The organism is Xanthomonas sp. D-36-1 (assembly GCF_017746155.1).
Taxonomy (GTDB): Bacteria; Pseudomonadota; Gammaproteobacteria; order Xanthomonadales; family Xanthomonadaceae; genus Xanthomonas; species Xanthomonas cissicola.
The window spans coordinates 1-23,277 of the sequence record NZ_JAGHWR010000038.1 but is presented as its reverse complement, the minus strand read 5'-3'; the positions used below and the strand labels follow the sequence as shown (position 1 = coordinate 23,277).

General features: G+C 64.6%; 25 protein-coding genes, 1 tRNA gene and 1 other RNA gene. 22 read left to right on the top strand and 5 right to left on the bottom strand.

Annotated elements, in window-relative coordinates; all coding sequences use genetic code 11:
- Positions 1 to 224: 224 nt before the first annotated feature.
- From fmt to J7367_RS12370, 4 genes are all read left to right on the top strand, one after another.
- Entirely contained in the window at positions 225 to 1,148 is a 924-nt protein-coding gene (gene fmt / locus J7367_RS12385) for a methionyl-tRNA formyltransferase (RefSeq protein WP_057658576.1), read from the top strand.
- Positions 1,148 to 2,458, top strand: a complete 1,311-nt coding sequence (gene rsmB / locus J7367_RS12380; RefSeq protein WP_057658574.1) for a 16S rRNA (cytosine(967)-C(5))-methyltransferase RsmB — start codon at positions 1,148 to 1,150, stop codon at positions 2,456 to 2,458. Before fmt ends, rsmB begins: the two co-directional genes overlap by 1 nt.
- A 50-nt stretch (positions 2,459 to 2,508) precedes the next feature.
- On the top strand, positions 2,509 to 4,230 hold the full coding sequence (locus J7367_RS12375; protein ID WP_057658572.1) for a glycosyltransferase family 39 protein: 1,722 nt from the start codon (positions 2,509 to 2,511) through the stop codon (positions 4,228 to 4,230).
- A 165-nt stretch (positions 4,231 to 4,395) separates the two neighbouring features.
- Positions 4,396 to 5,673, top strand: a complete 1,278-nt coding sequence (locus J7367_RS12370) for an O-antigen ligase (RefSeq protein WP_057658570.1) — start codon at positions 4,396 to 4,398, stop codon at positions 5,671 to 5,673.
- Between the two features lie 196 nt (positions 5,674 to 5,869).
- Here J7367_RS12370 and J7367_RS12365 read toward each other — a convergent pair whose 3' ends face one another.
- Positions 5,870 to 6,694 carry a glycosyltransferase family 2 protein gene (locus J7367_RS12365; RefSeq protein ID WP_007972908.1) on the bottom strand — a complete coding sequence of 275 codons (825 nt, stop codon included), beginning with the start codon at positions 6,692 to 6,694 and terminating at the stop codon, positions 5,870 to 5,872.
- Here J7367_RS12365 and J7367_RS12360 point away from each other — a divergent pair, their 5' ends adjacent.
- Positions 6,695 to 7,753, top strand: a complete 1,059-nt coding sequence (locus J7367_RS12360; protein WP_080720841.1) for a CDP-glycerol glycerophosphotransferase family protein — start codon at positions 6,695 to 6,697, stop codon at positions 7,751 to 7,753.
- A 90-nt stretch (positions 7,754 to 7,843) separates the two neighbouring features.
- On the opposite strand, the gene J7367_RS12355 is transcribed toward J7367_RS12360, so the two are convergent.
- The 3 genes from J7367_RS12355 to ribA form a co-directional block, all read right to left on the bottom strand.
- On the bottom strand, positions 7,844 to 9,349 hold the full coding sequence (locus J7367_RS12355; protein ID WP_022560119.1) for a PH domain-containing protein: 1,506 nt from the start codon (positions 9,347 to 9,349) through the stop codon (positions 7,844 to 7,846).
- The gene (locus J7367_RS12350) at positions 9,346 to 9,822 is read right to left on the bottom strand and encodes a PH domain-containing protein (RefSeq protein WP_057658684.1); all 477 of its coding nucleotides are present in this window, start codon (positions 9,820 to 9,822) and stop codon (positions 9,346 to 9,348) included. The genes J7367_RS12355 and J7367_RS12350 overlap by 4 nt, the downstream gene beginning before the upstream one ends.
- Before the next feature lie 138 nt (positions 9,823 to 9,960).
- Complete coding sequence (ribA, locus tag J7367_RS12345) at positions 9,961 to 11,094, bottom strand: GTP cyclohydrolase II RibA (protein WP_057658568.1); 1,134 nt, start codon at positions 11,092 to 11,094, stop codon at positions 9,961 to 9,963.
- A 245-nt stretch (positions 11,095 to 11,339) separates the two neighbouring features.
- On the opposite strand from ribA, the gene J7367_RS12340 reads away from it, so the two are divergent.
- Both J7367_RS12340 and J7367_RS12335 read left to right on the top strand, forming a co-directional pair.
- Positions 11,340 to 11,861, top strand: a complete 522-nt coding sequence (locus J7367_RS12340; RefSeq protein WP_003484403.1) for a GNAT family N-acetyltransferase — start codon at positions 11,340 to 11,342, stop codon at positions 11,859 to 11,861.
- Between the two features lie 56 nt (positions 11,862 to 11,917).
- A non-coding RNA gene (locus J7367_RS12335) (sX9 sRNA) lies at positions 11,918 to 11,994 on the top strand.
- Between the two features lie 62 nt (positions 11,995 to 12,056).
- On the opposite strand, the gene J7367_RS12330 is transcribed toward J7367_RS12335, so the two are convergent.
- A complete protein-coding gene (locus J7367_RS12330; RefSeq protein ID WP_176215002.1) occupies positions 12,057 to 13,073 on the bottom strand; it encodes a lauroyl acyltransferase in 1,017 nt (338 codons plus the stop codon).
- Between J7367_RS12330 and dtd the strand changes: the two genes are divergently transcribed.
- The 15 genes from dtd (at position 13,072) to J7367_RS12255 (ending at position 22,967) form a co-directional block, all read left to right on the top strand.
- Entirely contained in the window at positions 13,072 to 13,512 is a 441-nt protein-coding gene (gene dtd, locus J7367_RS12325; protein WP_057658564.1) for a D-aminoacyl-tRNA deacylase, read from the top strand. The two genes, J7367_RS12330 and dtd, sit on opposite strands and share 2 nt — an antisense overlap.
- Positions 13,513 to 13,620: 108 nt before the next feature.
- Complete coding sequence (gene rpoD, locus J7367_RS12320) at positions 13,621 to 15,498, top strand: RNA polymerase sigma factor RpoD (protein WP_007972894.1); 1,878 nt, start codon at positions 13,621 to 13,623, stop codon at positions 15,496 to 15,498.
- A 192-nt stretch (positions 15,499 to 15,690) separates the two neighbouring features.
- The gene (locus J7367_RS12315; RefSeq protein WP_007964253.1) at positions 15,691 to 16,011 is read left to right on the top strand and encodes a hypothetical protein; all 321 of its coding nucleotides are present in this window, start codon (positions 15,691 to 15,693) and stop codon (positions 16,009 to 16,011) included.
- A 592-nt stretch (positions 16,012 to 16,603) separates the two neighbouring features.
- Positions 16,604 to 16,680 (top strand) — tRNA-Ile (locus tag J7367_RS12310).
- A gap of 63 nt (positions 16,681 to 16,743) precedes the next feature.
- Positions 16,744 to 17,838, top strand: coding sequence for a site-specific integrase (locus tag J7367_RS12305; protein WP_017158559.1), 1,095 nt, complete (start codon positions 16,744 to 16,746; stop codon positions 17,836 to 17,838).
- A 280-nt stretch (positions 17,839 to 18,118) separates the two neighbouring features.
- Positions 18,119 to 18,316, top strand: a complete 198-nt coding sequence (locus J7367_RS12300) for a hypothetical protein (protein WP_017158560.1) — start codon at positions 18,119 to 18,121, stop codon at positions 18,314 to 18,316.
- Entirely contained in the window at positions 18,313 to 19,164 is an 852-nt protein-coding gene (locus tag J7367_RS12295) for a helix-turn-helix domain-containing protein (protein ID WP_081027434.1), read from the top strand. The genes J7367_RS12300 and J7367_RS12295 overlap by 4 nt, the downstream gene beginning before the upstream one ends.
- 264 nt (positions 19,165 to 19,428) lie before the next feature.
- Entirely contained in the window at positions 19,429 to 19,581 is a 153-nt protein-coding gene (locus J7367_RS12290; protein WP_176215000.1) for a hypothetical protein, read from the top strand.
- A gap of 215 nt (positions 19,582 to 19,796) precedes the next feature.
- A complete protein-coding gene (virB5, locus tag J7367_RS12285) occupies positions 19,797 to 20,516 on the top strand; it encodes a P-type DNA transfer protein VirB5 (protein WP_017158563.1) in 720 nt (239 codons plus the stop codon).
- An 11-nt stretch (positions 20,517 to 20,527) separates the two neighbouring features.
- Positions 20,528 to 21,007: a hypothetical protein gene (locus J7367_RS12280; RefSeq protein WP_025998806.1), complete on the top strand. Its 480-nt coding sequence runs from the start codon at positions 20,528 to 20,530 to the stop codon at positions 21,005 to 21,007.
- On the top strand, positions 21,004 to 21,159 hold the full coding sequence (locus tag J7367_RS12275) for a hypothetical protein (protein WP_176215001.1): 156 nt from the start codon (positions 21,004 to 21,006) through the stop codon (positions 21,157 to 21,159). Before J7367_RS12280 ends, J7367_RS12275 begins: the two co-directional genes overlap by 4 nt.
- Positions 21,156 to 21,416: an EexN family lipoprotein gene (locus J7367_RS12270; RefSeq protein WP_017158439.1), complete on the top strand. Its 261-nt coding sequence runs from the start codon at positions 21,156 to 21,158 to the stop codon at positions 21,414 to 21,416. The genes J7367_RS12275 and J7367_RS12270 overlap by 4 nt, the downstream gene beginning before the upstream one ends.
- 1 nt (position 21,417) lies before the next feature.
- Positions 21,418 to 22,503, top strand: a complete 1,086-nt coding sequence (locus J7367_RS12265; protein ID WP_057658560.1) for a type IV secretion system protein — start codon at positions 21,418 to 21,420, stop codon at positions 22,501 to 22,503.
- Between the two features lie 6 nt (positions 22,504 to 22,509).
- The gene (locus J7367_RS12260) at positions 22,510 to 22,812 is read left to right on the top strand and encodes a hypothetical protein (RefSeq protein ID WP_017158441.1); all 303 of its coding nucleotides are present in this window, start codon (positions 22,510 to 22,512) and stop codon (positions 22,810 to 22,812) included.
- Positions 22,809 to 22,967: a hypothetical protein gene (locus J7367_RS12255; RefSeq protein WP_011257515.1), complete on the top strand. Its 159-nt coding sequence runs from the start codon at positions 22,809 to 22,811 to the stop codon at positions 22,965 to 22,967. Before J7367_RS12260 ends, J7367_RS12255 begins: the two co-directional genes overlap by 4 nt.
- The last annotated feature ends 310 nt before the right edge of the window (positions 22,968 to 23,277 follow it).

Genomic DNA, 23,277 nt, shown 5'->3' with positions numbered 1-23,277 from the left:
AAAGAGCGGGATTCGGGATTGGATAAGGCATTGCCATAGCAGGCATCGAATTGCCGGCCGCGATTCCCGCCTTGCGCTCGATGGTGACGGGCAACGCCGGTTCTGGCGCCAAGTTTCCAAATCCCCCACACATCTGCTCCTACCTCTCAGCTCCACGCCATTCTCGCCCCGGCCACCACACCTGGCGATGCGAATCCCACTCCCGAATCCCGAATCCCAGCCTTATGAGAATCATCTTCGCCGGTACGCCGGATTTTGCCGTCCCGTCGCTACGCGCCGCCGCGCAGCGGCATGAGGTGGTGGCGGTGTACACGCAGCCCGATCGCCCCGCCGGGCGTGGTCGCGGGTTGACGCCCTCGCCGGTCAAGCTGGAGGCGATCGCGCGCGGCATTCCGGTCTTCCAGCCGCAGACGCTGCGATCGCCCGAAGCATTGGCGACGTTGCGTGCGCTCGATGCGGACCTGATGGTGGTGGTGGCTTACGGGTTGATCCTGCCAAAGGCAGTGCTGGCCGCGCCGACGCACGGCTGCTGGAACGTGCATGCCTCGTTGCTGCCGCGCTGGCGTGGTGCCGCGCCGATCCAGCGTGCGATCGAGGCCGGCGACACCGAGACCGGGGTGTGTCTGATGCAGATGGAAGCCGGGTTGGACACCGGCCCGGTGCTGCTGTCGCAGCGCATCGAAATTGACGAGCAGGAAACCGGCGGGCAGTTGCACGACCGGCTGGCCGCGCTGGGCGCGCAGGTGCTGTCCGATGGCCTGGGCCTGTTGCGCGCCGGCATCCGTCCGGTGGCCCAGCCGCAGCCGGCCGACGGGGTGACCTATGCGCACAAGCTGGACAAGGCGCAGGCGCGGCTGGATTGGGCACAGCCGGCGCAGGAACTGGCGCGACGCGTGCGGGCGTTCAACCCGTGGCCGGTGGCCGAGGCGATCCTGGCGGGCGAGCGCGTGCGCCTGCATGGCGCGGTGGCGCTTGAACTGGCCCATCAACAGCCGCCGGGCACCCTGCTGGCGGCCAGCAAGCAGGGCATCGATATCGCCTGCGGTGAGGGTGCGCTGCGGGTGCGCGTGCTCCAGCGCGAGGGCGGCAAGGCGATTACCGCCGCCGATTACCTCAACGCGCGGCGCGACCTGCCGGCGCTGGGCTGATGTTGGCCGACACCGCAACCGCCGGCGTCGCCTCGCGCCTGGCCGCCGCACGCGTACTGACGGCGGTGTTCGATCAAGGCCGGTCGTTGAAGGCCGAACTTGCCTTGACCTTGCCCGGCATCGGCGATCCGCGCGATCGCGCGCTGGTGGAGGCGATCTGCTTTGCGGTCATTCGCCGGCGCCCGGCGTATGAGCTCGCGTTGCGGCAATGGCTGGAACGTGCGTTGCCGCCCCGCGATGCCGAACTCAAGGCGCTGCTGATGGTCGGTTTCGCGCAACTCGACGTGCTGCAACTGCCTGCGCACGCCGCGTTGTCGGCCACCGTGGATGCGTGTCGCGCACTGGGCCGGCCCCGTCAGGCCGGCATGGTCAACGCGATTTTGCGGCGCGCCCAGCGCGAAGGATTTCCCGCGGTGGCCGACGATGCCGGTTGGCCGTCGTGGCTGCGCAAGCAGCTGCGCGCGGACTGGGGCGATCGTGCCGAAGCCATTTTCACCGCAAGTGCGCAAATGGCGCCGATGTGGCTGCGCGTGCAGCGTTCGCGCACCGACCCTGCGACATATGTCGCACGACTGGCCGAACTGGATATCGTCGCGCATACCGATGCTGTATTGCCGGATGCGGTGCGCCTGCACAACGCCGTGCCGGTGAGCCAGTTGCCGGGCTTCGCCGAAGGCGATGTTTCGGTGCAGGACGGCTCTGCGCAGCAGGTGGCCGATGCGTTGACCCTGGCGCGGTCGGCACGCGTGCTCGATGCCTGCGCCGCGCCCGGTGGCAAGGCGGCGCATCTGCTGGAGCGCCATCCCGGATTGCAGCTCGTGGCGCTGGATGTGGATGCGCGCCGCCTGGAGCGCGTGCAGCAGACCTTGCAGCGCACGGTCCCCGATGCGCAGGTTGCATTGCAGGCGGCCGACGCCGCCGATACGGAGGCGTGGTGGGACGGCCAGCCGTTCGATGCGGTACTGCTGGACGCGCCATGTTCGGCCACCGGCGTGGTGCGTCGTCAACCGGATGTGCTGCTGCACCGGCGCGCCGACGATATCGATGCGCTGTGTGCGCTGCAGGCGCGGCTACTGGATGCGACCTGGCGCACGCTGCGTCCAGGCGGACAATTGCTGTACACCACCTGCCCGCTGTTGGCGCGCGAGAACCAGGCGCAGGTCGAGGCATTCCTGCAGCGCACGCCCGACGCACGCGCGCAGCCTTTGGGTGCGCAGTTCGGGCATGCCGCCGGCGCCGGACGTCAGCGGTTTCCAGGCGAGGCGCACTGCGACGGATTTTTCTACGCGCTTTTGCTAAAAGCCTCCTGATCGCGCGCGAAGTCCAGCGCTCCACCCTCTGCGACCGACTGCCGCCCGACATGTTCAAGAATCGCGCTTCCACCGATGTCTGGTTGCTGGCCATGACCGCCGTGCTGGTGATTGGTGCGGGCCTGGGTTTACGTGACCCGTGGCCGGCGGACGAGCCGCGCTTTGCGCTGGTGACCAAGCAGATGGTGTTGAGCGGCGACTGGTTGTTCCCGCATCGCGGCAACGAGCTGTATTCGGACAAGCCACCGATGCTGATGTGGCTGCAAGCGGTGTTCTACACGCTGCTGGGCAATTGGCGGGTGGCGTTCCTGCTGCCGTCGTTGCTGGCCGCGCTGGGCACATTGGCCTGCGTCTACGATCTGGGTCGGCGGCTGTGGACCCGCCGTGTCGGCGTGTATGCAGCCTGGATGCTGCTGTTTACGCTGCACTTCACCTTTCAGGCCAAGAAGGCGCAGATCGACCCGCTGGTGGTGTTCTGGATCACCCTGGCCAATTACGGCCTGCTGCGGCATCTGCTGATGGGCCCGGCCTGGCGCTGGTGGACGCTGGGCTGGTTCGCCGCCGGGTTGGGCGTGATCACCAAGGGCGTTGGCATCATCGCGCTGCTGATGCTGATCCCGGCCGGAATTGCAGCGGCGCGTGGCTGGCCGGGCGTACGCGTGCATGTGCGCGACCGGCGCTTCTGGCTGGGGCCGCTGTTCTTCTTCATGGCGATCGCGCTGTGGTTCGTCCCGATGATGGTGACCGCACTGACCGCTGGCCAGTCCGAATACCGCGTGTATCTCAACGACATCCTGCTGCGCCAGACCGCCAAGCGCTACGCCAGCTCCTGGGATCATGCGCAGCCGGTCTGGTACCACCTGCAAAGCATGGCCACGATGTGGCTGCCGACCATCCTGCTGCTGCCGTGGGCGATTCCGGCGTGGCGGCGTCGGCTGAAACGGCGCGATCCGCGCTATCTGCTGCCGTTGGCCTGGTGGCTGCTGGTGCTGGTGTTCTTCACCATTCCCAGCGGCAAGCGCGATGTGTACATCCTGCCGGCGCTGCCGATGTTCTGCCTGGCGCTGGCGCCGCTGGCGCCCGGCCTGCTGCGCCGGGCTGGCGTGCAGCGGCTGCTGTTCGGGTTCGGGCTGCTGCTGGCAGTGGTGTTTTGTGCAGGCGGCGCGGCGATGCTGATTGGCCACCCGGGCTTCGAGCAGAAGATCATGGACAGGCGCGGGGTCGGCAGCGAAGCCACCGACCCGCTGGGCTGGCTGTTGCTGGCGGTGGGTACCTGGGGCATCGCCAGCCTGCTGCTGATGCGCGTGCGCCGCTCCGCGTTGGCGGTGGTCTCGCTGCTTGGCGCGTGGTGGGTGGCGTTCGGGCTGGTGTGCTACCCGATCTTCAACGATTCCAGTTCGGCCGGTGCGGTGATGCGCGAGGCCGGGCGCCGCATTGGCCCGGATGCGCAACTCGGGCTGGTGGCGTGGAAGGAGCAGAACCTGCTGATGGCCGACCGGCCTGCGCAGACCTTCGGCTTCAAGGTGCCGTGGGAGACCCAGTTGCAGCGCGGCGTGGCCTGGCAGGCAGAACAACCCGGCCAGCGCTGGCTGATGGCTCAGGAGACCGCATTGCTGGCCTGCGTGGATCGCAGCCGCAGCCAGTTGGTGGGCGTGGCCAACCGCCGGCGCTGGTGGTTGGTGCCGGCCGATGCGGTGCGCGGCCCCTGCGTGGCCAGCTCCAGCGAGCGTGCGGTGGAAGCAAAGGAGCAGGGCAACCTGGATACCGAATGAGCCAGCCGACCCCACCGGCACGCGCACGTGCCAGGTGCCATTGGCGTGGCGTCAATGCAGCGGCCGGTAGCTGTCTAGCAGGGATTCATGCGTCGCATCGTTAGCTTGGCCGGCGCTGCCCAAGCCCGGCCACTGCGTCGCCTTCCCTTTCCCACCGATTTTTAGATGAATTCCTTGCGTCCCCAACCCGCGTCGCTGTCGCCCTCTGTCCCGACCACCTCGCGGGCAGGCGTGCGCATTGCCGAGCTGGGCGCGTTCGCATTGACTGCGCTGGTGGTGAGCATGCCGAGCGGGTTGCTGCCGTTCGGCCTGTGCCTGCTGCTGGGTTCGCTGATGGGCTGGCGCAGCCTGCGTGACGGCATTGCCGCGCGCGAATGGTCGTTGCGCGTGGTGGGATGGCTGACGGTGGCGGTGATCGCGATGTCGCTGCTGTCGATCGCGTTGTTCGAGCACGGGCTACGCGATGTGGGCAATCGCTCGCGCTTCCTGGTGCTGCCTTGGGCAGCACTGTGGGCCTATGCGTTGCAGCCGCGCCAACTGTGGTTGTGGCGCGGTGCCTTGGTCGGCGTATTTGCGGCCATGCTGATCGCGCTGCTGCAGGTGATGAACGGCGCCGACCGCGCCGAAGGCTTCACCAACGCCATTGCGTTTGCCGACATCGTGCTGATGTTGCTGGTGGTGGCGGTGTTCTGCCGCCCGCCCGGCAGCGTGCGCTGGCTGGTGGGCGCGGCGATCGCCACCGTGGTGGTGATCGTGCTCAGCGGCAGCCGCGGGGTGTGGCTGGCGATGCTGGCCACGGTGGGCGTGCTGATCTGGGGTGCGCCCTGGCACAGCACGCGCGTGCGCTTGCTGACCTTCGTCGGCGGCGCGGTGCTGGCGGTGGGTGTCGCGCTCAGCGTGCCGGCGCTGACCGATCAGATGCGCCTGGGCGAATTGCAGCGCGACCTGCAGCGTTACGAAGTGGGCGACACCGATTCGTCGGCCGGTGCCCGTATCGAACGCCTGCATGTGGCTTGGGACACGGTAACGGCGCACCCGCTGACCGGTGTGGGCGTTGGTCGTTTCGACGATGCGATGCACGACCTGCCGGCCTGTGCCGCCGATCCGGCGTTGTTCCGTTGCCAGCTGGGGCATGCGCACAACGATCTGGCCGAGTGGAGTGCCACCCAGGGCGTGCCCGGCCTGTTGCTGCTGCTTGCCGTCTACGGCGTGCCGCTGTGGATGTTCGTGCGATTGCATCGGCGCAGCGGGCAGCAGCAGTTCCGCGGCCCGGCGGCGGCCGGGGTGATGCTCGTGATCAGTTATGCCTTGTGCGGCCTGACCCAATCGATGTTTGCGCACCAGGTGGCGGCGAGCTTCTATACAGCCATGGTCGGCGTGTTGGTGGGTCTTTCCGCGCGGCAGGCGCAACAGGCGCAGTCGGACGTGGCGAGCACTCGATAGCGGCGGATGACCCGCCGGCTGCAGGTGGCGCATGCACCAGCGGCGCGCTTTCGTTGGCTGATCACTGGCCTGTGCAAAAACAGAAGGGGTGCAGCCGTTGCTGGAGTCGGGTGCGTTGGCTTGCACATGCCGACGTCTACGCACCGTTGGCGGCATTCGCAGCAGCTTGACTGCAGCTCTCAAGGTTTTTATCTGTTCACTGGCTGCGCCGATCCGGCGCGCGCGGCGGGTCCTGCACCGGCTGATTGTTTTGCAGCAGCCACAACATGATGGTCTTCTGGCGGACGTAGTTGGCGCGCACATAGGCGTAGATCAGCCCATGCCAGCCATCGCGAAAGCCGCCGCGCAACAGGTAGCCGCGCCAGAAGCGCCAGGCCGGCGCCAGCACCAGCTTGCTCCAGGTGGCGCGTTTGCCGCGTGCGTGTTCGTGCTCGGCCATCATCTGCGCGTAGCGCTGGGTCTTGGTCAGTTGCTGCATCAGCGAGCGGTACGGGTAATGGATCAGATCGCCCGCCAATGTCTCCACGGGGCCATCCACGCTGGCCGCCTCGTGGATCTCGCGCTTGCCGCGCCAGCCGCCGCGGCGGCGATCGAACAGGCGCAGCACCCGGTCCGGATACGCATTGCCGTGACGCAGGAAGCGACCGAAGTAGTCGGACAGGCGTGCGAAGCGGTAGCCGGCCGCGGTGGCGAAACCGGCATCGCGCGCAGCGATGATCGAGGTGCGCAGGGCATCGCTGACGCGTTCGTCGGCGTCCAGGCACAACACCCAGTCGTGGCTGGCTTGTGCCACGCAGAACGCCTTCTGGCTGCGGTAGCCATCGAAGGCTCGGTGCAGCACGCGCGCACCGTATTCGCTGGCGATGGCGGTGGTGGCATCGGTGGAGCCGGAGTCCACCACCACGATCTCGTCGCAGAACGCCAGCGAGGCTAAACAGTCGCGTAGGCGATCGGCCTCGTTGAACGCGATAATGCAGGCGCAAATGCGAGGCCGTTCGTCGGGTGCGGTCGAAGAGGACATGTGATGGCCGATTACCTGCTGTTCGCAACGGAGCGTTACGCGTTGCCTATTCTGGCGCCATTGGCGCAGGCGATACAGGCCTGCGGGCACGCGGTGTCGGCCTGGTTCGAAGGCGGCGCGCGCGGGTTGGCGCTGCCGGGCGTGCGCGAGGTCGGCCTGCGCGAGGCCTTGGCGCTGCGTCCGCGGGCGGTATTCAGTGCCGCCAATTGGGTGCCACCGTTTGTGTCCGGCGCGAAAGTGCAGCTGTTTCACGGTTTCAATGTGCAAAAGCGCGAGGACAATCGCGGCCATTTCCGGGTGCGTGGTCTGTTCGATCTGTACTGCACGCAAGGCCCCGCCACCACGGCGCCGTTTCGCGCGCTGGCGCAGCGCGAGGGCCATTTTGCCGTGGTGGAAACCGGCTGGCCCAAGCTCGACCCGGTCTTTCGCGACGATGGCGGCCTTAGCGCGGCCTTGCGTGCGCCGGCCGCCGGCCGCCCGGTGATCCTGTTCGGTTCCACCTTCACCGAGCGGCTGAGCGCAGCGCCCGCACTCTACGACGAGATCGCCGCCGACATCGCGCGCGGCGCGCATTACTGGCTGCTGACCTTGCACCCGAAGTGCGCGCAGGAATTGTTCGACCGCTATCGCGCACTGGCAGGCGCCAACGCTCGCTTCGTCGAGCCCGAAGAGGTCATGGCCGCGCAACGTGCGGCCGACGTGCTGGTTTCCGATACCTCATCGATCGTGTCCGAATTCGTGGTGCAGCACAAACCGGTGGTGACCTTTCGCAACCGTGTGCCGCAGCCGCACATGCTCGACTTCCAGCAGGCAGAGCAATTGCCGCAGCAGCTGGCGCGCGCGCTGGCGCCGGATGCGGCATTGCGTAGCGCGCTTGCCAGTTACGCCGATGCGATTCACCCGTATCGCGACGGGCATTCTTCCGAGCGGGTGCTTGCCGCCACCGAAGACTTCATCGCCGGCAAGCTCGGCGGACTGCGCCGCAAACCGCTGGGTGCAGTGTGGCGCGGGTTGCAGATCCGTCGCGAGTTGGGCTACTGGGGGCCGGCGCAGCATTGATTGCTGCCGGTCGATCGCTGACGAAATAGCGCTGTCAACGGCTACGTCCACCCCCATCCCGAATCCCCAATCCCGATTCCCGATTCCCGATTACCAGCGCAGCTTGCGCCGTGCCAACGCGGCACCGAGTTGCGCCTGCAGCGCCTGCGCCTGTGCAAACGGCACAAACCGCAGCCGCAATGCCGGGCCGGTGGCGCTGGCACCGGCCGTATCCAGCCACAGTGTGGCGGTGCCGGAGAGCCGATCCAGCGGCGAGCGTTGCAGTTGCAGCGCCTGCAGCTTGTCCAGCTCGGCCAGCCGCCACCAGCGCTTCCACCAGCCGCCGCGTACCGCAACGTAACGCGCATCCACCGCGTAGGCCATGCGCTGCACCTGGCGCTGCGCCTTGAACGCGCTCCACGGCAGCCACACCAGCAACCACAAGGCCTGGCTGCCGAACTGCCACGCCAGGCCCGCCGTCAGCGGCAGCAGCATCAGCGCGGCGGGCAGACTCAATCGCCACCAGCAATGCGTGGCGATCGTCCGCCACTGCGTCGGCGGCCAGGCGATGCCGGGCAGCAGGCGTTGCAGCAAGACGTCGCACTGTTGCGGGTCGGCAATGGGCGCGAGTTCTTTCAATGCGCCGCCGTGGGTGTCGCCAGTGCCGGCCACTGCGGTGTCCACCCGCAACTGGCGACGACCGAACAGGCGATGCAGCAGGCCCTCGTATAACGTCCACGACTGGATCCGCCGCAACGCCACGCTGCTGCGGATCCGCGTCAGCAGCCCACGCTCCACGGTGAGGCGGCGCTCGGATTCGCTCAGATGGAAGCTGTGGTATTGGGTCACCGCCAGGGCGACCGACAGCGCGCGCATGGCCATCAACAGGGCAAGCGTGGCCAGGGTCACCAGCGTTGCCGTGACCGCGACGCCGGGATGGATCTGGCTGACGTAGCGATAGGCCAGCTCGCCGTTATGCTCGACGAAGTTGGACACCGTACGGCGCGGAATCATCTGGTAGATCACGCCAAAGCCGGCCGCCACCACCACCATGCCGCGATTGGAGATCAGGCCCAGGCGGATGACCTCGGCCATCGGCAGGCGCAGCAAGCTGCCGCTGTCTTCCTCGATCTGCGGCGCCGGCACGCCTGCGTCGCTTGCACGGCGCCGTATCAGATCTTCCAGCGCCAGCGCCTGATCCAGCCGCAACACGCGCATTTCCGCTTCCGGCTTGTGTCCACCGGCCGATTCCAGCCGCACCTCGGCCACGCCGGCCAGACGGTGCAGCAGCGATTGATGCACCACCACATTATGGATGCGCGCAAACGGAATATCGCGCCGGCTGCGTTCCAGCAGGCCACTGCGAATGGCCACGCTATCGCTGCCGATGCGGTAGCGGTAGGTGAAGTAGCGCAGCACCGAAATCGCCACCAGCACCGCAATCACCACGCCGGTGGCGATCTGGTCGGCAACATCGCGATTGCCGTCGCGGCTGCCGAACAGGATCAATGCGGCCAGCGGAATCAGGAACTGACGGATCTGCTGCAGCAACACGAACACCCACGACAATGGATGCAGGCGCTGCTCGTCGTTGCCGTGATGTGCAACGGCACTCATAGCGCGTCGTCGTCGTGGTCGAGCTGGCGGGCCAGGCGATCGCGCAGGCGCTCGGCATCGTCCTGATCCAGCCCCGACAGCGCCACCGCATTGAGCCGGCTGCCGGCGGTGTGCACCACCAGCGTGGTCAGGCGGGTGGCGCGTTCGATCGGCCCGCGACGCAGGTCCACATGCTGCACGCGCGAAATCGGAACGCGCGTATCGCTTTGCCACAGATGACCGCGTTGTAGCGCCAGGCCATGCTGATCGAGTTTCCATTGCGTCAGCCGGTGCCGTTTGACCGCCAACCAGGCGCCCAGCAGGGCAATGACCGCGGTCACGCCCAGCACCGCCGGCCAGTAACGCCAGGCGTGCAGCCAGACAACCGTGACACTGGCTGCGATCAGGCCCGCACATCCGCCGCCGAGCGCGCCATTGATCGCCGCCACATACGCACCGCGACGCGGCAGCGACTGCCACTGGCTGTGCGCCACGGCTGGGGCTTCTGCCGGAGCGGGCTGGACCAAGACGTCGGGGTGCGGCGGTGGAGCGTCGTGCACGATGCTGGCCTGCAGAAGCGGTGCGCAAGCATAGCCGGCTGCCCAGTGCAGGCGCACCCGGCGCCGGGCGCGTTATTGCGCGGCCAGGATCAACGCATCCACATCCAGCGCGTGGCCGGCGCGTGCGGCCTTGGTGCGCAGGTATTGCTCGTTTTCGGCAGTGATGTCGCCGGTGATCGCGATGCGGTCTTCGACCACGATGCCGGCCGCGCGCAGGCGCTCGGCCTTGGCCGGGTTGTTGGTCAACAACCGGATCCGGCCGATGCCCAGCCCGCGCAGCATCGCCACCGCACTGCCGTAGCGCCGCTCGTCCGGACCAAAGCCCAATTGCGCGTCGGCGTCGATGGTGTCCAGGCCCGCATGCTGATAGCCGTAGGCGCGCATCTTGGCGGCGATGCCGGTGCCGCGACCTTCCTGGTCCAGATACAGCAGGACGCCGCCACCGAGCTCCTTCAACTTGGCCAGGCCGTGCCGCAGCTGGTCGCCGCAATCGCATTTGAGCGAGCCGAACAGGTCGCCGGTGAGGCAAGACGAATGCACGCGTACCGCGACGGCAGTGCTCAGGTCCGGCTGGCCGACCACGATCGCCACCTGATCGCGCTGCGCCACACCGCCGCGAAACACCACGAATTCGCTCATGCCCAGGCCGCGCAGCGGCACCGGGGTGCGGGTCACCAGCTCGTAGCCGGCAGCCGCGGAGGTGGCACAGCCGCGGCTCAAATCGTCCAGCGCCAGCGACTGGCAGCCGGCGAACGCGGCATGGTCGTGCACATCGCGCAGCTCCACCGCCAGCAACGCCGGCAGCAGCAGGCCAAGCCGCGCGATCTCCACGCCGCCGGCATCCAGCGCATCGCCGGCCGTCCACTGCGCAGGCACCGGGGTGTCGCGCAGGTAGGCCAGCGCGGCGAGCTGGTCGTAGTTGTGATCGATCAAGCCCACGCGCGCACCCTGCGGCGCGCTTAGCCCCAACACCTGGGCGCGGGTGGGCGTCACGAAGAGATAGTGGCGGCCCCGCGCGGCGCGGGCGAATGCCGCATACGACTGCGCCGTGCTGCTATCCAGCGCCAGCACCGCACGCGCCTGCCCATTCGCCGCCGTCAGCAAGACCGGGCGCCCGGCACGCAGTTCGGACGCGGCGCGCTCACAGCGAATCGCCGCCGGATCGCCGAAGGCCTGTGTGCTGGGAGAGGGGAGGGGGCTACTCATGCACGACTCCAGATGGGGATTGCCACGGCCGCTTCAAGACGGACGCCGCCGCGATCATTGCGTGATCGTCCCTGTCCATTGTCGCGCGCTTGGCAACAGGCAGTCGCCACAACCGGGTAGAACGCTGCATCCAGCCGCTGCCGATTGAGTGGGCAGGCCCGCGCCGCTTGGTTGCCCCGCGGCCCGCGTTGTTCAGGGTCCGGCAATGCTTTCTAATCGGGCGACCTCCATGTTCGTTGGGCACCATGCACATTGTCGATTGCAGCCAAGCGCGCCATGCCAGCGCCATTCTGGACATCTTCAACGAAGCCATCGCCAATTCCACTGCGCTGTACGACTACCGTCCCCGGCCACCGGAAAGCATGGTCGGCTGGTTCGCCACCAAGCAGACGGGCGGCTTTCCGGTGATCGGCGTGGAGCACGACGACGGCACCCTGATGGGCTTTGCCAGCTATGGCACGTTTCGCGCCTGGCCCGCCTTCAAGTACAGCGTCGAGCATTCGATCTACGTGCATCGCGACCATCGCGGCAAAGGGCTGGGGCGCCTGCTGCTGCAGGCCCTGATCGCAGCAGCGCAAGCGCGTGGCGTGCACGTGCTGGTGGGCGGCATCGATGCCAGCAACCAGGCCAGCATAGCCCTGCACGAACAGTTCGGTTTCACCCATGCCGGCACCGTGCGCGAGGCCGGGTTCAAGTTCGGGCGCTGGCTGGACCTGGCGTTCTATCAACGCATCCTGGACACACCTGCCGATCCGCACGACGACTGAGCGGTTACCAAAGCTGCGCACTCGCCAAGCGGGCGCGGCCGATGCCCGGAATCGGCATGTATCACTCGTCCACAGCGGTCCCGAGCGCGCCGTCCGCACCCACCTGACGACTGCCCGCTACGTGTTGCTAGCCCCTCCAAGTGCGTTGACCTGGCAGTGATGCGCTGAGCAATTAAGTGAGATGTGGCGCTGCATTCAATGCGGATGCCGCTCGGTCGCATACGGGTTGGCCTCGCCGCTGCCCGGCGGGCGCAGGGTGTAGCGCTTGTAGGTCCACTGATATTGCGCCGGGTCGCGCCGGGCAATCTGTTCGATGCCGGCGTTGAGCGCGCTGGCTGCACGCACCGGGTCCGCATCGGCCACCGCGGGGTCGGCCGGTTGCACATGCAGTGCGAACTGCAGGTCGTCGCCGGCGCGCTCGCACCAGCCGTACAGCACGATCGCCCCGGTCCGCTCGGCCAGCCGGTTGACCAAGGTCATGGTCAAGGCCGGAATGCCGAAGAACGGCGCGAACACGCCATCGCCCATCTTCGGTTGCTGGTCGGGCAGGATGCCGACCGCGCCGCCGTCCTTGAGCACCTTGAACAACTGCCGCACCGCCGGGCCTTCGGCGCGCACCTGGCGCACGTTGTCGCCGCCACGTGCCAGCTGCAGGAAGCCGTCCACCGCCTCGGACTCCGGCGGGCGGTAGACAATCGCGATCGGCCCGCGCTCGGACAGCCACTGGTTGAGCAGTTCCCAGTTGCCGAAATGCGGCGCCGCCACGATGACCCCGCGCCTGGAGGCGAGCGCGGCGTCGTAGAGTTCCTGGCCGTTGCGCTGCAGGCGTGCCAGGTTCTCCGCCGGCGGGCGGGTCCAGGTGCGCAGCACTTCCAGCGTCTGCCGCGCGGTCGATCGCAGGATCTGCGCATGCAAGCGTGCGCGCTGCTCGGCGCTCAGTTCCGGATACGCCAGTTCCAGATTGCGGCGCGCCACGCGTGATTCGCGTGCATTGAGCTTGCACCAGCTCCAGGCCAGCGTGTCGGCCACGCGCTTGAGCAATGGCCACGGCAAGCGGCCCACGGCGGCGGCGGTGGCGTACAACAGGCGAGCGCGAACATCAGGTGTCATCCGCGCAATTCTAAACAGCGCAGACCGCGAAGGCCCGCGCGTGACAGTGCCGGCAGCGCTGGGCATGCTGCGCGGCACAGTTTGATGCCCGAGAATGCCCATGCTTGCACTGATCCAGCGCGTCACCCGCGCCAGCGTCACGGTCGATGACCAGATCGTCGGGCAGATCGGCCCCGGGCTGCTGGCGCTGATCGGCGTGGAGCCCGGCGACAGCGACGCGCAGATCCGGCGCCTGGCCGAGCGGCTGCTGAGCTACCGGGTATTCGGCGACGACGCTGGCAAGATGAACCGCTCACTCACCGACACCGGCGGCGGCCTGCTGCTGGTCAGCCAGTTCACCCTGGCGGCGGACACCAGTTCCGGCAACCGCCCAGGCTTCAGCACCGCCGCGCCGCCACTGGAGGCTGAACCGGCGTTCAATCGATTGGTGGCGATCTGCCGCGAAAAACATCGCGGTGGGGTGGAAACCGGGCGTTTCGGTGCCCATATGGTTGTCGACCTGGTCAACGATGGCCCGGTGACCTTCCTTCTCAGGCCCTAGATACAACACGTCCACCAGCGGTCCCGTCTTGAATCCGGCAGACCGGGCTTCACGCTGGTATAATGCTAGGTTCTCTTTCCAATCTCAAAGCCGGTGGCGCGAGCACTCATGGCCAACGAACGTCCTGCCCAGCAATCCGACATCAAGCTACTGATCAGCAAGGGCCTGGAACAGGGCTATCTGACCTACGCCGAAGTCAATGACCATCTGCCCGACGACCTCGTCGACCCGGAGCAGATCGAAGACATCATCAGCATGATCAACGGCATGGGCATCGATGTCCATGAAGTTGCACCCGATGCCGAAACACTGTTGCTCAACGACGGCAACACCGGCAACCGCGAGGTTGACGACACCGCAGCCGAAGAAGCTGCCGCCGCGCTGACCGCGCTCGACACCGAAGGTGGCCGCACCACCGACCCGGTGCGCATGTACATGCGCGAAATGGGCACGGTCGAGCTGCTGACCCGCGAAGGCGAAATCGCCATCGCCAAGCGCATCGAAGAAGGCCTGAGCCAGGTCCAGGCCGCGTTGGGCGTGTTCCCGCTGTCGACCGAAATGCTGCTGGCCGACTACGAAGCGCACAAGGAGGGCAAGAAGCGTCTGGCCGAGATCGTGGTCGGCTTCAACGACCTGATCGAAGAAGCCGATGCCGCCGCTGCTGCGCTCGCCGCGGCCGGCCCGGTCGCCGTGTCCGACGATGAAGCAGTCGACGAAGACGACGACGAAGACGGCGATGACGACGCCGCCGAAGAAGAGGCCGGCCCGACCGGTCCGGACCCGGTGGAAGTAGCCACGCGCATGGAGAACCTGGCCAACGAATACGCCAAGTTCAAGAAGGTCTATGCCAAGAACGGCGCCGAGCACAAGCTGGTGGTCAAGGCGCGCGAAGACATGGCCGCCATCTTCACCACGCTCAAGCTGCCGCTGCCGTTGACCGACGCGCTGGTCACCCAGCTGCGTGGCGTGGTCAATGGCATCAAGGACCACGAGCGCAAGGTGCTGCACCTGGCCACCACCGTGGCCCGCATGCCGCGCAAGGATTTCATCCGCTCCTGGGAAGGCAACCAGACCAACCTGGAATGGGTGGAGGACGCACTCAAGCGCAAGCAGAAGTGGTCATCGGCGCTGCGCGACGTCAAGGATCAGATCATCTCCGAGCAGCAGGGCTCGATCGAGATGGAAAAGGCCAATTACCTGACCCTGGGCGAGATCAAGGAAATCAGCCGTGCGATGGCCTATGGCGAAGCCAAGGCGCGCAAGGCCAAGAAGGAAATGGTCGAAGCCAACCTGCGTCTGGTGATCTCCATCGCCAAGAAGTACACCAATCGCGGCCTACAGTTCCTCGACCTGATCCAGGAAGGCAACATCGGCCTGATGAAGGCCGTGGACAAGTTCGAATACCGTCGCGGTTACAAGTTCTCGACGTATGCCACGTGGTGGATCCGTCAGGCCATCACCCGTTCGATCGCCGATCAGGCCCGCACCATCCGTATTCCGGTGCACATGATCGAAACGATCAACAAGTTGAACCGTATTTCCCGCCAGATGCTCCAGCAGTTCGGCCGCGAGGCCACGCCGGAGGAGCTGGCCAAGGAAATGGACATGCCCGAGGACAAGATCCGCAAGGTGATGAAAATCGCCAAGGAGCCGATCTCGATGGAAACCCCGATCGGCGACGACGAGGATTCGCATCTGGGCGACTTCATCGAGGACACCAATGTGGAGTCCCCGATCGACAACACCACCAACATCAATCTCTCCGAGACGGTGCGTGACGTGTTGGCCGGCCTCACCCCGCGCGAGGCGAAGGTACTGCGCATGCGCTTCGGTATCGACATGAACACCGATCACACGCTGGAAGAGGTCGGTAAGCAGTTCGACGTCACCCGCGAGCGGATTCGTCAGATAGAGGCCAAGGCATTGCGCAAGCTGCGTCACCCGAGCCGTTCGGAACAGCTGCGCTCGTTTTTGGATATCGACTGATGCCGCGGTCGTAACCGTGCAGTGATCACACAGCAGCCCCGCTCATGCGGGGCTGTTGCGTTATGGCCCGGGCAGTTGGCTATGCTTGGTGCGTGGGCTGCGATCGCTCGCATGCCAGGCACGTCAGCGGTGCAGCGCCCCGACGTTTCACGCACCGCCGACGAAGCTACACGGCCACGCAACATTAAACCGATGTTTCTGCAAACCTCACGTGGCGTTCTGACCGCGACTTCTAAGTTGACGGACGAATGGAGACGAGATTGCTTTATGAGCAGGCAAAGCCGCTTTGAAACCACCACGTACCGCGAACACGAGATCCGCGTGCGCGCCGAGCAGGCTTCCCCTGATGCCAAGTGGACGCTCTGGGTGGATGTGTATGCGCTCGGCGGCAAGCGCCAGCCGCGTATCGGCTGCAATGGGCTGGCCTATGCGACGTATCAGGAGGCCATCGCGCACGGGTTTCGTGCGGGCCGGCAGTTGATCGATGGGCAGTTCGAGACGGCTGATGCCTGAGGGGCGGGGATTGGGGATTCGGGATTGGTAGGGTTTGCTGGTTGCTTCGAGATATCGTTTCCCAACGCCACCCCGCGCGTTATCGCGATCATCGTGCCCGCCGCCACGTCGTGTTGATTGCCATGCTTGCGCAACGGCTCGCCACCGGTCACCCACACATGCGCTGCGATGGGCTGCCAACCAACCAGCTTCGGCATCACCAAGCTCCACACCGGGCTGCAACCTGCTGGGGTGCACCGCACCGGTCCGTCGAAGGCGTCTGTAAGGCGGCGGCGGGACGTAACTCTGAATCTGATGCCCAAAGCCCAGCCGCCGCTGGGCTTTTTCGTGGTGGGCAGCCGATACATGATCGCGCGGCTGTGGGCGCTGGATCGCCGCCGGCAGAAGGCGCATGGCAGACACGGTGACGCACAGACAGGTAAACTTTCGCGTCCGCTGCACGGCCCGACATGCCCGCCATCTCGCCGCCAGACACTCGGGCCTATAGCTCAACGGTTAGAGCAGAGGACTCATAATCCACTGATCGAGGCCAGATCGGCGAGGCAGAATTGAGCGGGGCGGCCACCCTTCCGCCCCATCAAAAAAGCAAAAAGGGCCTATAGCTCAATCGGTTAGAGCAGCGGACTCATAATCCGTTGGTTGCAGGTTCAAGTCCTGCTGGGCCCACCATCTTTGCTTGCGCTGGCGCGTCGGTACAGTTTCGGTACACGAGCCCTGTTCTGGAGCAACCGAATGGCGACCATCGTCAAGACACCCTCAGGCACGTGGAAAGCGCTCATACGCAAGACGGGATGGCCGGCCACAGCCAAGACCTTCCGCACCAAACGCGACGCCGAGGATTGGGCGCGGCGCACCGAAGACGAAATGGTGCGCGGCGTCTATATCCAACGTGCGCCGTCCGAGCGCATGACCATCGAGGACGCGCTCAAGCGCTATCTTTCCGAGGTCTCCCCAACCAAGCGCCCGGCATCGGCCGATAGCGACGCGAGACACGCGAAGCCGTTGATGCAGAACTTGGGCAAGTATTCGTTGGCTGCGCTGACACCGGAGCTGATCGCCAAGTACCGCGACGACCGGCTCGCTGGTCTGGATCGCAAGGACGCCAAGGGCAAGCCTGCCCCCAAGCCCCGTTCGCCCAACACGGTACGTCTCGATCTCGCATTGCTCGGCCACCTGTTCAACGTGGCGATCAAGGAATGGGGGATCGGCCTGACCTACAACCCCGTGCAAAGCATTCGCCGTCCAGCGCCCAGCCCTGGGCGGGATCGACGGCTCACGCGAGAAGAAGAAACCCGCCTGATGGTGGCGGTCGATGCTCACTCGAACCCAATGCTCGGCTGGATCGTGCGCATCGCGCTCGAAACAGGAATGCGTTCTTCGGAGATCACAGGCTTGCGCCGGAACCAGGTCGATCTTGACCGGCGCGTGGTGCGTCTCCAGGAAACGAAAAACACGATGTCGCGTACCGTTCCTCTGACAGTCGAGGCAACCCGGCTGTTTCGTAAGGCGCTGAACAACCCGGTGCGCCCCATTGATACCGACCTGATCTTTTTCGGTGAGCCCGGACGTGACAACAAGCGCCGGGCTTACCAGTTCAATCCGATCTGGACGCGCATCAAGAAAGATGCCGGCGTGCCGGACTTCCGCTTTCACGATCTGCGCCACGAAGCCGTCAGCCGCTTTGTGGAAGCAGGCTTGTCCGACCAGGAAGTCGCGGCCATCAGCGGCCACAAGTCGATGCAGATGCTCAAGCGCTATACCCACCTGCGCGCGGAGGATTTGGTGGGCAAGCTCGATCAGGTGGTGAAAAAGACAGGAAATTCATGAATTATTTCAATGAATTTTTCTATTTTCATAGTCTGCCCAATTATTTGATTTGAATGGATATTTTTCCATCCGCGAAATGCTCGACGCCAAGATGCCATATTTTGGTAATCGAGGATGGTGCATTTTGGTATGGCGAGATAGCTAATTTTGGTCTTTTAAATCAATGACTTAAATTTGACCAATAGCCATACCAGTCCAAAAATACGCCCATCTACTCATTATTTCGGTGGATGTATTGATGACAACGGAAGAATATCTACTTCAACGGTATGGCCCACTCATGAGTCTTGGCGACGTAGCGGGATTGCTCGGTCGCTCACCAGACGGTATTCGGGTCGCGCTGTACTCGAACACGGACGTCGCCCGCAAGCTCAAGCCCACGATGCTGCGGGTTGGCCGGCGCGTCTACTTTCGTACTCTCCAAGTCAAGGACGCGCTCGCACTCGATGGCAGTGCGCAAGGAGCGCTGGCGCGATGAGCATCAAGGCGATGAACTGGGCGTGGGAGCAGCGGCTACCACCCAATTCAAAGCTGATCCTGATGGCCTTGGCTGATTCAGCCGATGAGGTTGGGAAGTGCTGGCCGCGTGTGCGGCTCATCGCTGAAAAGTGCTGCGCTTCTGAGCGAACGGTGCAACGCGTTTTGAAAGAGCTGGAAGAGCGCGGCTTCCTGCATATCGAGCGCAGATTTCGAGGCGATGGAGGGCAATCCTCGAATGCCTACTACCTGTGCCTCGAATCTCCCCCCGTCAATTTGTCACCCCCGTATCCCACCCCCTCCGACAGATTGGCACCGGGGGGCGACGCGGCCGTCACTCCCCCGGTGACACGGCAGACATCCCTGGGCGACAGAACTGTGTCACCCCATGAACCACCAAACAGAATCATCAAAGAATCGTCACTACAACTACCGGCGAAAGTTATCCACACGCCGCCCCCTTCGCCCGTGCCGGGCGAGGCGGAGAAAGGCGCCTGCGGCGCATTGGTGTGGCCTTCGCGCCTGAATGAGCGGGAGCGCGGTGCCATCGCCCCTATGGTGAGTGGCCTCGATGTCAACAATGCACAGATGCTCTTGGATGAACTCGCCGGGGTGATGGCAACGCAGAGCATCAAGACCAGCCCGGAACGCTGGTTTCGCGCAGTTTTGGATCGCTTTTATCGAGGACGTTTCGTACCGTCAGCCGGCCTTGCCGCGAAGGAAAAAAGATTGCGCATTCAGAGCGCACCAGCCGAGACACCAGTTCAGACAGCTTCGCCCGAGGTCATCCGTCACCACCTGGAACGCATCCAGACCATGCTGGGCAGAAAGGGGGCTACCGTCACATGACTCCTCGGCCGCAGAGCCGCCGCCCGGTTGCGACCTTGCGCTATCGAGAACTGGATGCTTACTGCGACAGCTTGGAGCGAACGGGGCTCGTGCGCGTGATCCTGAAAGCGAATCGGCGGCATGGATATGCCTTGAGCGTGGAAAACGCCGGAGACGTCCGGCGCGTTGTTGATGCTCACGGACGTCAACTCTGGTTCAGAACCGTGGATCAAGCCTTGGAGGAGCTTGCTAATATTTCGTACTTGAGCGAAGAATTCAGTATTGATGGAACTGATTGGTAAATCGACCGGGTTGTCCCCGGTCACCGTATCCCTCAAGGGGGACGCTTGTTTGCCCCAAGAGCGCTTCGGCGTACCGGGCTGCTGGTCTGAAAAGAAGGGCCTGATGATCGGGGAAAGCATTAAGATGCCGATCTGACCCGCCGAAAGTGGCGTGACCGTGGGAACCGGAAAAGACGGCCCTGACGACGCGGAAAGACCGTTGTGATTAGCCCGAAGCCCGTGCAACGCGGGCAGGGTGCCGCCCCAAGTAATGCGGGGCTGACTGCCGGGAACAGTAGCTCGAAAGAGCCGGCGGACAGGTCGGAAAGACGGCCAGCGTCCCCTCCTTCTCATCGAAAAGGAGTGGCAAACATGCAATCTCTCAAAACCCTGGCGGTAGTCACCGTCGCTTGCGCAGTCTTCCTGAGCAATTCCACATACGCGCAGATTCCGGTCACTGATGGCGCTTCCATTGCGCAGCAGGTCGCCGCCCAGGTCGAAACCATCGCCAAGTGGAAGATGCAGTACGACCAGATGACCAGCCAAATCAACCAGATGAAGCAGCAATATGAATCGCTGACTGGTTCGCGTGGCTTGGGCAACATCCTGAACAATCCGGCGCTGCGCGACTACCTGCCGAGCGACTGGCAGGGCGTCTATGACGCCGTGAAGTCGGGCGGGTATTCCGGCCTGAGCGGCCGGGCGCAGTCGATCTACGAAGCAAACAAGGCATTCGACGCCTGCATGGTTTTCAAGCTCGTAGATCAACGCACCGCGTGCGAAGCCCAGGCCGTCAAGGGTGCCCAGGACAAGGCTTTTGCCCTGGACGCCTACGACAAGGCGAAGTCGCGGCTCAACCAGATTGACAGCCTCATGGCGAAGATCAACGACACGCCCGATCCGAAGGCCATCGCCGAGCTGCAAGGCCGGATCGCCGCCGAACAGGCGATGATCCAGAACGAGCAAACGAAGCTCCAGATGTATCAGATGGTCGCGGCGGCCGAAGATCGCTTACAGGAACAGCGGCAACGCGAACTGAACGCCAAGGCAGGCGCACGGCGCGGCTGGATTCAGCCCCAAGTCACGAATTGAGGGGCGCGACCATGATTTCCTATTTTCATGCTCCCCTGGTGGCGCTCTGCTTCTTCATCCTGTTGGCAATGTGGCGCTTCTGGTCGTGCATTGACCGCATGGGCTTCATGCGCGAGGTCAGTCGGCGCGCGCCCTCGATGCTGCACGGTGATCTTGTCGCCGGCATCCTGGCTTTCATGCCCTTCCTGCTCGCCCTGGTCGATTGGGCAGGCATCACGCTACCGCGCCAGGACGGCCCCATTTCGCCTTATGCGTCGGTGTTCCTCTCTTTGGGCTGCCTGCTTGGGTGCATGTTCATGCTGCGCCAGTCCGGCGAACGCTTCGCGGGCCATTGGGCCGGCACGCGGGGAAGCGCCCTGCGCACGGTCGCAGCGCTGCGCATCATCGACGCGGCCGAGCTGGCCCACGCCCTGGACGTGGCGCAGCAACACGAAGCCCGCCACGGCTCCGGCCGTGTCATCGACGCGGAAACGCGCGAGGTGCGGAAATGAATCTGCTCGACTACATCCGCACCCTCGCCACGGGTGATTACATCGACATGGCCCACTTGGTTGTTCTGCTTCTCGGTGCGTGGAGCATCGCAGAAGGTGCTTTGAATGTGGCTGCTGACACCATCGAGCGCATGCAGGGGGTGAGGAAATGAAAAGGCTCGCCCTCTCCCTGGTCGTCGCAGCCGTCCTGGCCGGCTGCGGCGAGAACACGCCCGTTCAAACCGTCGATTGGTACAAGGCCCATGACACGGAACGAAAGGAAATGATCGCCAAGTGCAAGAGCAACCCCGGCGAACTGGCGGCCTCTCCCAACTGCATCAACGCGCAGCAGGCGCAGAACGAAAAAGACCTGTCGCGGCGTGGCTACTTGAAGCTGCCGCCGGTCGATTTCAACAAGAAGGGGGAATGACATGGACCCGATGATTTTTCAGTTCATAGGCCAGTACCTCGACGCGGCGCTGAATCCGTTCATCACCGGAACCGTGGGTGAGGTCATTTCGACCTTCACCCTGTTTTTCATCGGCGGGGCCACCATTCACCTGACGCTGATGGGCTACGCCATCGGTTGGGGCTATGTCGAACTGCCCTTCTCCACGTTCATGAAAACGTGCGCCAAGTACCTGTTCATCGGTGCCCTGGCGCTGAACGCTGCAACCTACTCGGATTGGGTCGTCGGTAGTATCCAGTCGCTGGAAACCGGCTTTACATCGGCCTTTGCCGGGACAGGTGCCGGGGCAAGTCCCGCGTCGGTCTATTCGGTCGTGGATGCGGCGCTTGGCAAGGGGTGGGGCATCGCTGCCGACCTTTGGGAAAAGGCCGGCAATCGCGGCATAACCGAGATGGGCGCGATGTTCGGGGAATACATCAATGCCGCCATCATCGCAGTTGCAACGGGCCTGATCGGCGTGCCGGCCGGCGGCATGATCGTGGTGGCGAAAGCTGCCCTGACAATCATGCTCGGCATCGGCCCGGTGTTCGTGGCCCTGTTGCTCTGGCCCGCCACGTCGAAGTTCTTCGATAGCTGGTTCGGGCAGGTGATGACCTACATCCTGCGCATCGCCCTGGTGGCGGCCGTCATGGGGTTGGCCTTCAAGGGCTTTGACGCGGTGATAAACAGCGTCGATCTGGACAGCGACCAAAACACGCTATTCACGTCCCTGGTGCTGATTACCTTCACGTTGGTTATGTTCTGGCTCCTGGCCGAAGCAAACAACGTCGCCGGCCAGCTCGCGGGTGGCATCAGTAGTGCAGCCGTGACACTGCGCGGCATGGCTCAAGGCGCTATGGCTCCGGCCAGTACGGCGGGAAGAATCATCAACCCGACCTCAACCCGCCTTGACCCGCGTACCGGGCACCAAACCACATCCAGCCGCCTTGAGCACCTTGCAATGGGTCGCAGTGTCTTTGCCAAGAATCCAGCCTATCGGGACGGCCTGAAGGAACGGTTGCAACAAGCCTGGAGCAAGCCCGATGGCGGAACCATGAAAAAGGGATAACAAGCCATGTTCAGTCAGCTAGAGCATGAAGCCCTGATGCGCCTCATGACGCACGCAACGGGCTACGTTCCCGACAGCCGCCGCATTGCTCACTGGCTGCAAGAGTGGGAACAGTCGAGCAATCCTCGGGGTATCAAGGCGAAGGTGCCGGGCCTCGCCTTCGATCATGCCAGGGACGTGAGGGAAGTTGCCCAAGCAGCGAAGCGGACAGGGGCTAAGCCCACCACGCTCGGCCGCCTGGAATACCGCTACAACATGGAAAGCATCGCGCGGGCCTACCCGCTGCCGGTGATGGAGTACGAACGATGAAGGACAAGCCTCACGACGAAGCAATGGCCGAAGCGTACCGCAAGCGGCCGGGTGAGGCGTTCGCTATGTTCCGGGCGCTGCTGCTCGATGGCGGCCAGCTCGGAGAATGGCGCATCTTCTGGCGTCACGTCCGGCTTGCGCTGCGTCAGCGGTAAGTCTCTCGATCCGCACCACGGCCCCGCCTCGGCGGGGCTTTCTTTTTGGTGACGCCGGCAGCTCGGCCAGGTCATCGTCGTGTCACCATCCCTGTATTGGTAGTAATAGTCGTAGTAATACTATTACTACGACTACAAGGCTCTGGCAGTGACCAAGAGCAGCGCTAGGGAAGGTCTGAACAACGAGACCTGACAGGGCGGAAGGTGGCGTCGTTCCGAAGAGTGGCTTTTGGAACTTCGGAATTTCGCCATTTCTGGCGCTTTCCGCGGGAATTTCCCGGTTCACAGACGCACGCTCCCCATCGCCGGC

Bases quoted from the DNA above. Each gene is read 5' to 3' on its own strand.
- fmt (WP_057658576.1), top strand. From the start codon at position 225: ATGAGAATCATCTTCGCCGGTACGCCGGATTTTGCCGTCCCGTCGCTA.
- rsmB (WP_057658574.1), top strand. From the start codon at position 1,148: ATGTTGGCCGACACCGCAACCGCCGGCGTCGCCTCGCGCCTGGCCGCC.
- J7367_RS12375 (WP_057658572.1), top strand. From the start codon at position 2,509: ATGTTCAAGAATCGCGCTTCCACCGATGTCTGGTTGCTGGCCATGACC.
- J7367_RS12370 (WP_057658570.1), top strand. From the start codon at position 4,396: ATGAATTCCTTGCGTCCCCAACCCGCGTCGCTGTCGCCCTCTGTCCCG.
- J7367_RS12365 (WP_007972908.1), bottom strand. From the start codon at position 6,694: ATGTCCTCTTCGACCGCACCCGACGAACGGCCTCGCATTTGCGCCTGC.
- J7367_RS12355 (WP_022560119.1), bottom strand. From the start codon at position 9,349: ATGAGTGCCGTTGCACATCACGGCAACGACGAGCAGCGCCTGCATCCA.
- ribA (WP_057658568.1), bottom strand. From the start codon at position 11,094: ATGAGTAGCCCCCTCCCCTCTCCCAGCACACAGGCCTTCGGCGATCCG.
- J7367_RS12340 (WP_003484403.1), top strand. From the start codon at position 11,340: ATGCACATTGTCGATTGCAGCCAAGCGCGCCATGCCAGCGCCATTCTG.
- dtd (WP_057658564.1), top strand. From the start codon at position 13,072: ATGCTTGCACTGATCCAGCGCGTCACCCGCGCCAGCGTCACGGTCGAT.
- J7367_RS12330 (WP_176215002.1), bottom strand. From the start codon at position 13,073: ATGGGCATTCTCGGGCATCAAACTGTGCCGCGCAGCATGCCCAGCGCT.
- rpoD (WP_007972894.1), top strand. From the start codon at position 13,621: ATGGCCAACGAACGTCCTGCCCAGCAATCCGACATCAAGCTACTGATC.
- J7367_RS12315 (WP_007964253.1), top strand. From the start codon at position 15,691: ATGTTTCTGCAAACCTCACGTGGCGTTCTGACCGCGACTTCTAAGTTG.
- J7367_RS12305 (WP_017158559.1), top strand. From the start codon at position 16,744: ATGGCGACCATCGTCAAGACACCCTCAGGCACGTGGAAAGCGCTCATA.
- J7367_RS12300 (WP_017158560.1), top strand. From the start codon at position 18,119: ATGAGTCTTGGCGACGTAGCGGGATTGCTCGGTCGCTCACCAGACGGT.
- J7367_RS12295 (WP_081027434.1), top strand. From the start codon at position 18,313: ATGAGCATCAAGGCGATGAACTGGGCGTGGGAGCAGCGGCTACCACCC.
- J7367_RS12290 (WP_176215000.1), top strand. From the start codon at position 19,429: ATGGAACTGATTGGTAAATCGACCGGGTTGTCCCCGGTCACCGTATCC.
- virB5 (WP_017158563.1), top strand. From the start codon at position 19,797: ATGCAATCTCTCAAAACCCTGGCGGTAGTCACCGTCGCTTGCGCAGTC.
- J7367_RS12280 (WP_025998806.1), top strand. From the start codon at position 20,528: ATGATTTCCTATTTTCATGCTCCCCTGGTGGCGCTCTGCTTCTTCATC.
- J7367_RS12275 (WP_176215001.1), top strand. From the start codon at position 21,004: ATGAATCTGCTCGACTACATCCGCACCCTCGCCACGGGTGATTACATC.
- J7367_RS12270 (WP_017158439.1), top strand. From the start codon at position 21,156: ATGAAAAGGCTCGCCCTCTCCCTGGTCGTCGCAGCCGTCCTGGCCGGC.
- J7367_RS12265 (WP_057658560.1), top strand. From the start codon at position 21,418: ATGGACCCGATGATTTTTCAGTTCATAGGCCAGTACCTCGACGCGGCG.
- J7367_RS12260 (WP_017158441.1), top strand. From the start codon at position 22,510: ATGTTCAGTCAGCTAGAGCATGAAGCCCTGATGCGCCTCATGACGCAC.
- J7367_RS12255 (WP_011257515.1), top strand. From the start codon at position 22,809: ATGAAGGACAAGCCTCACGACGAAGCAATGGCCGAAGCGTACCGCAAG.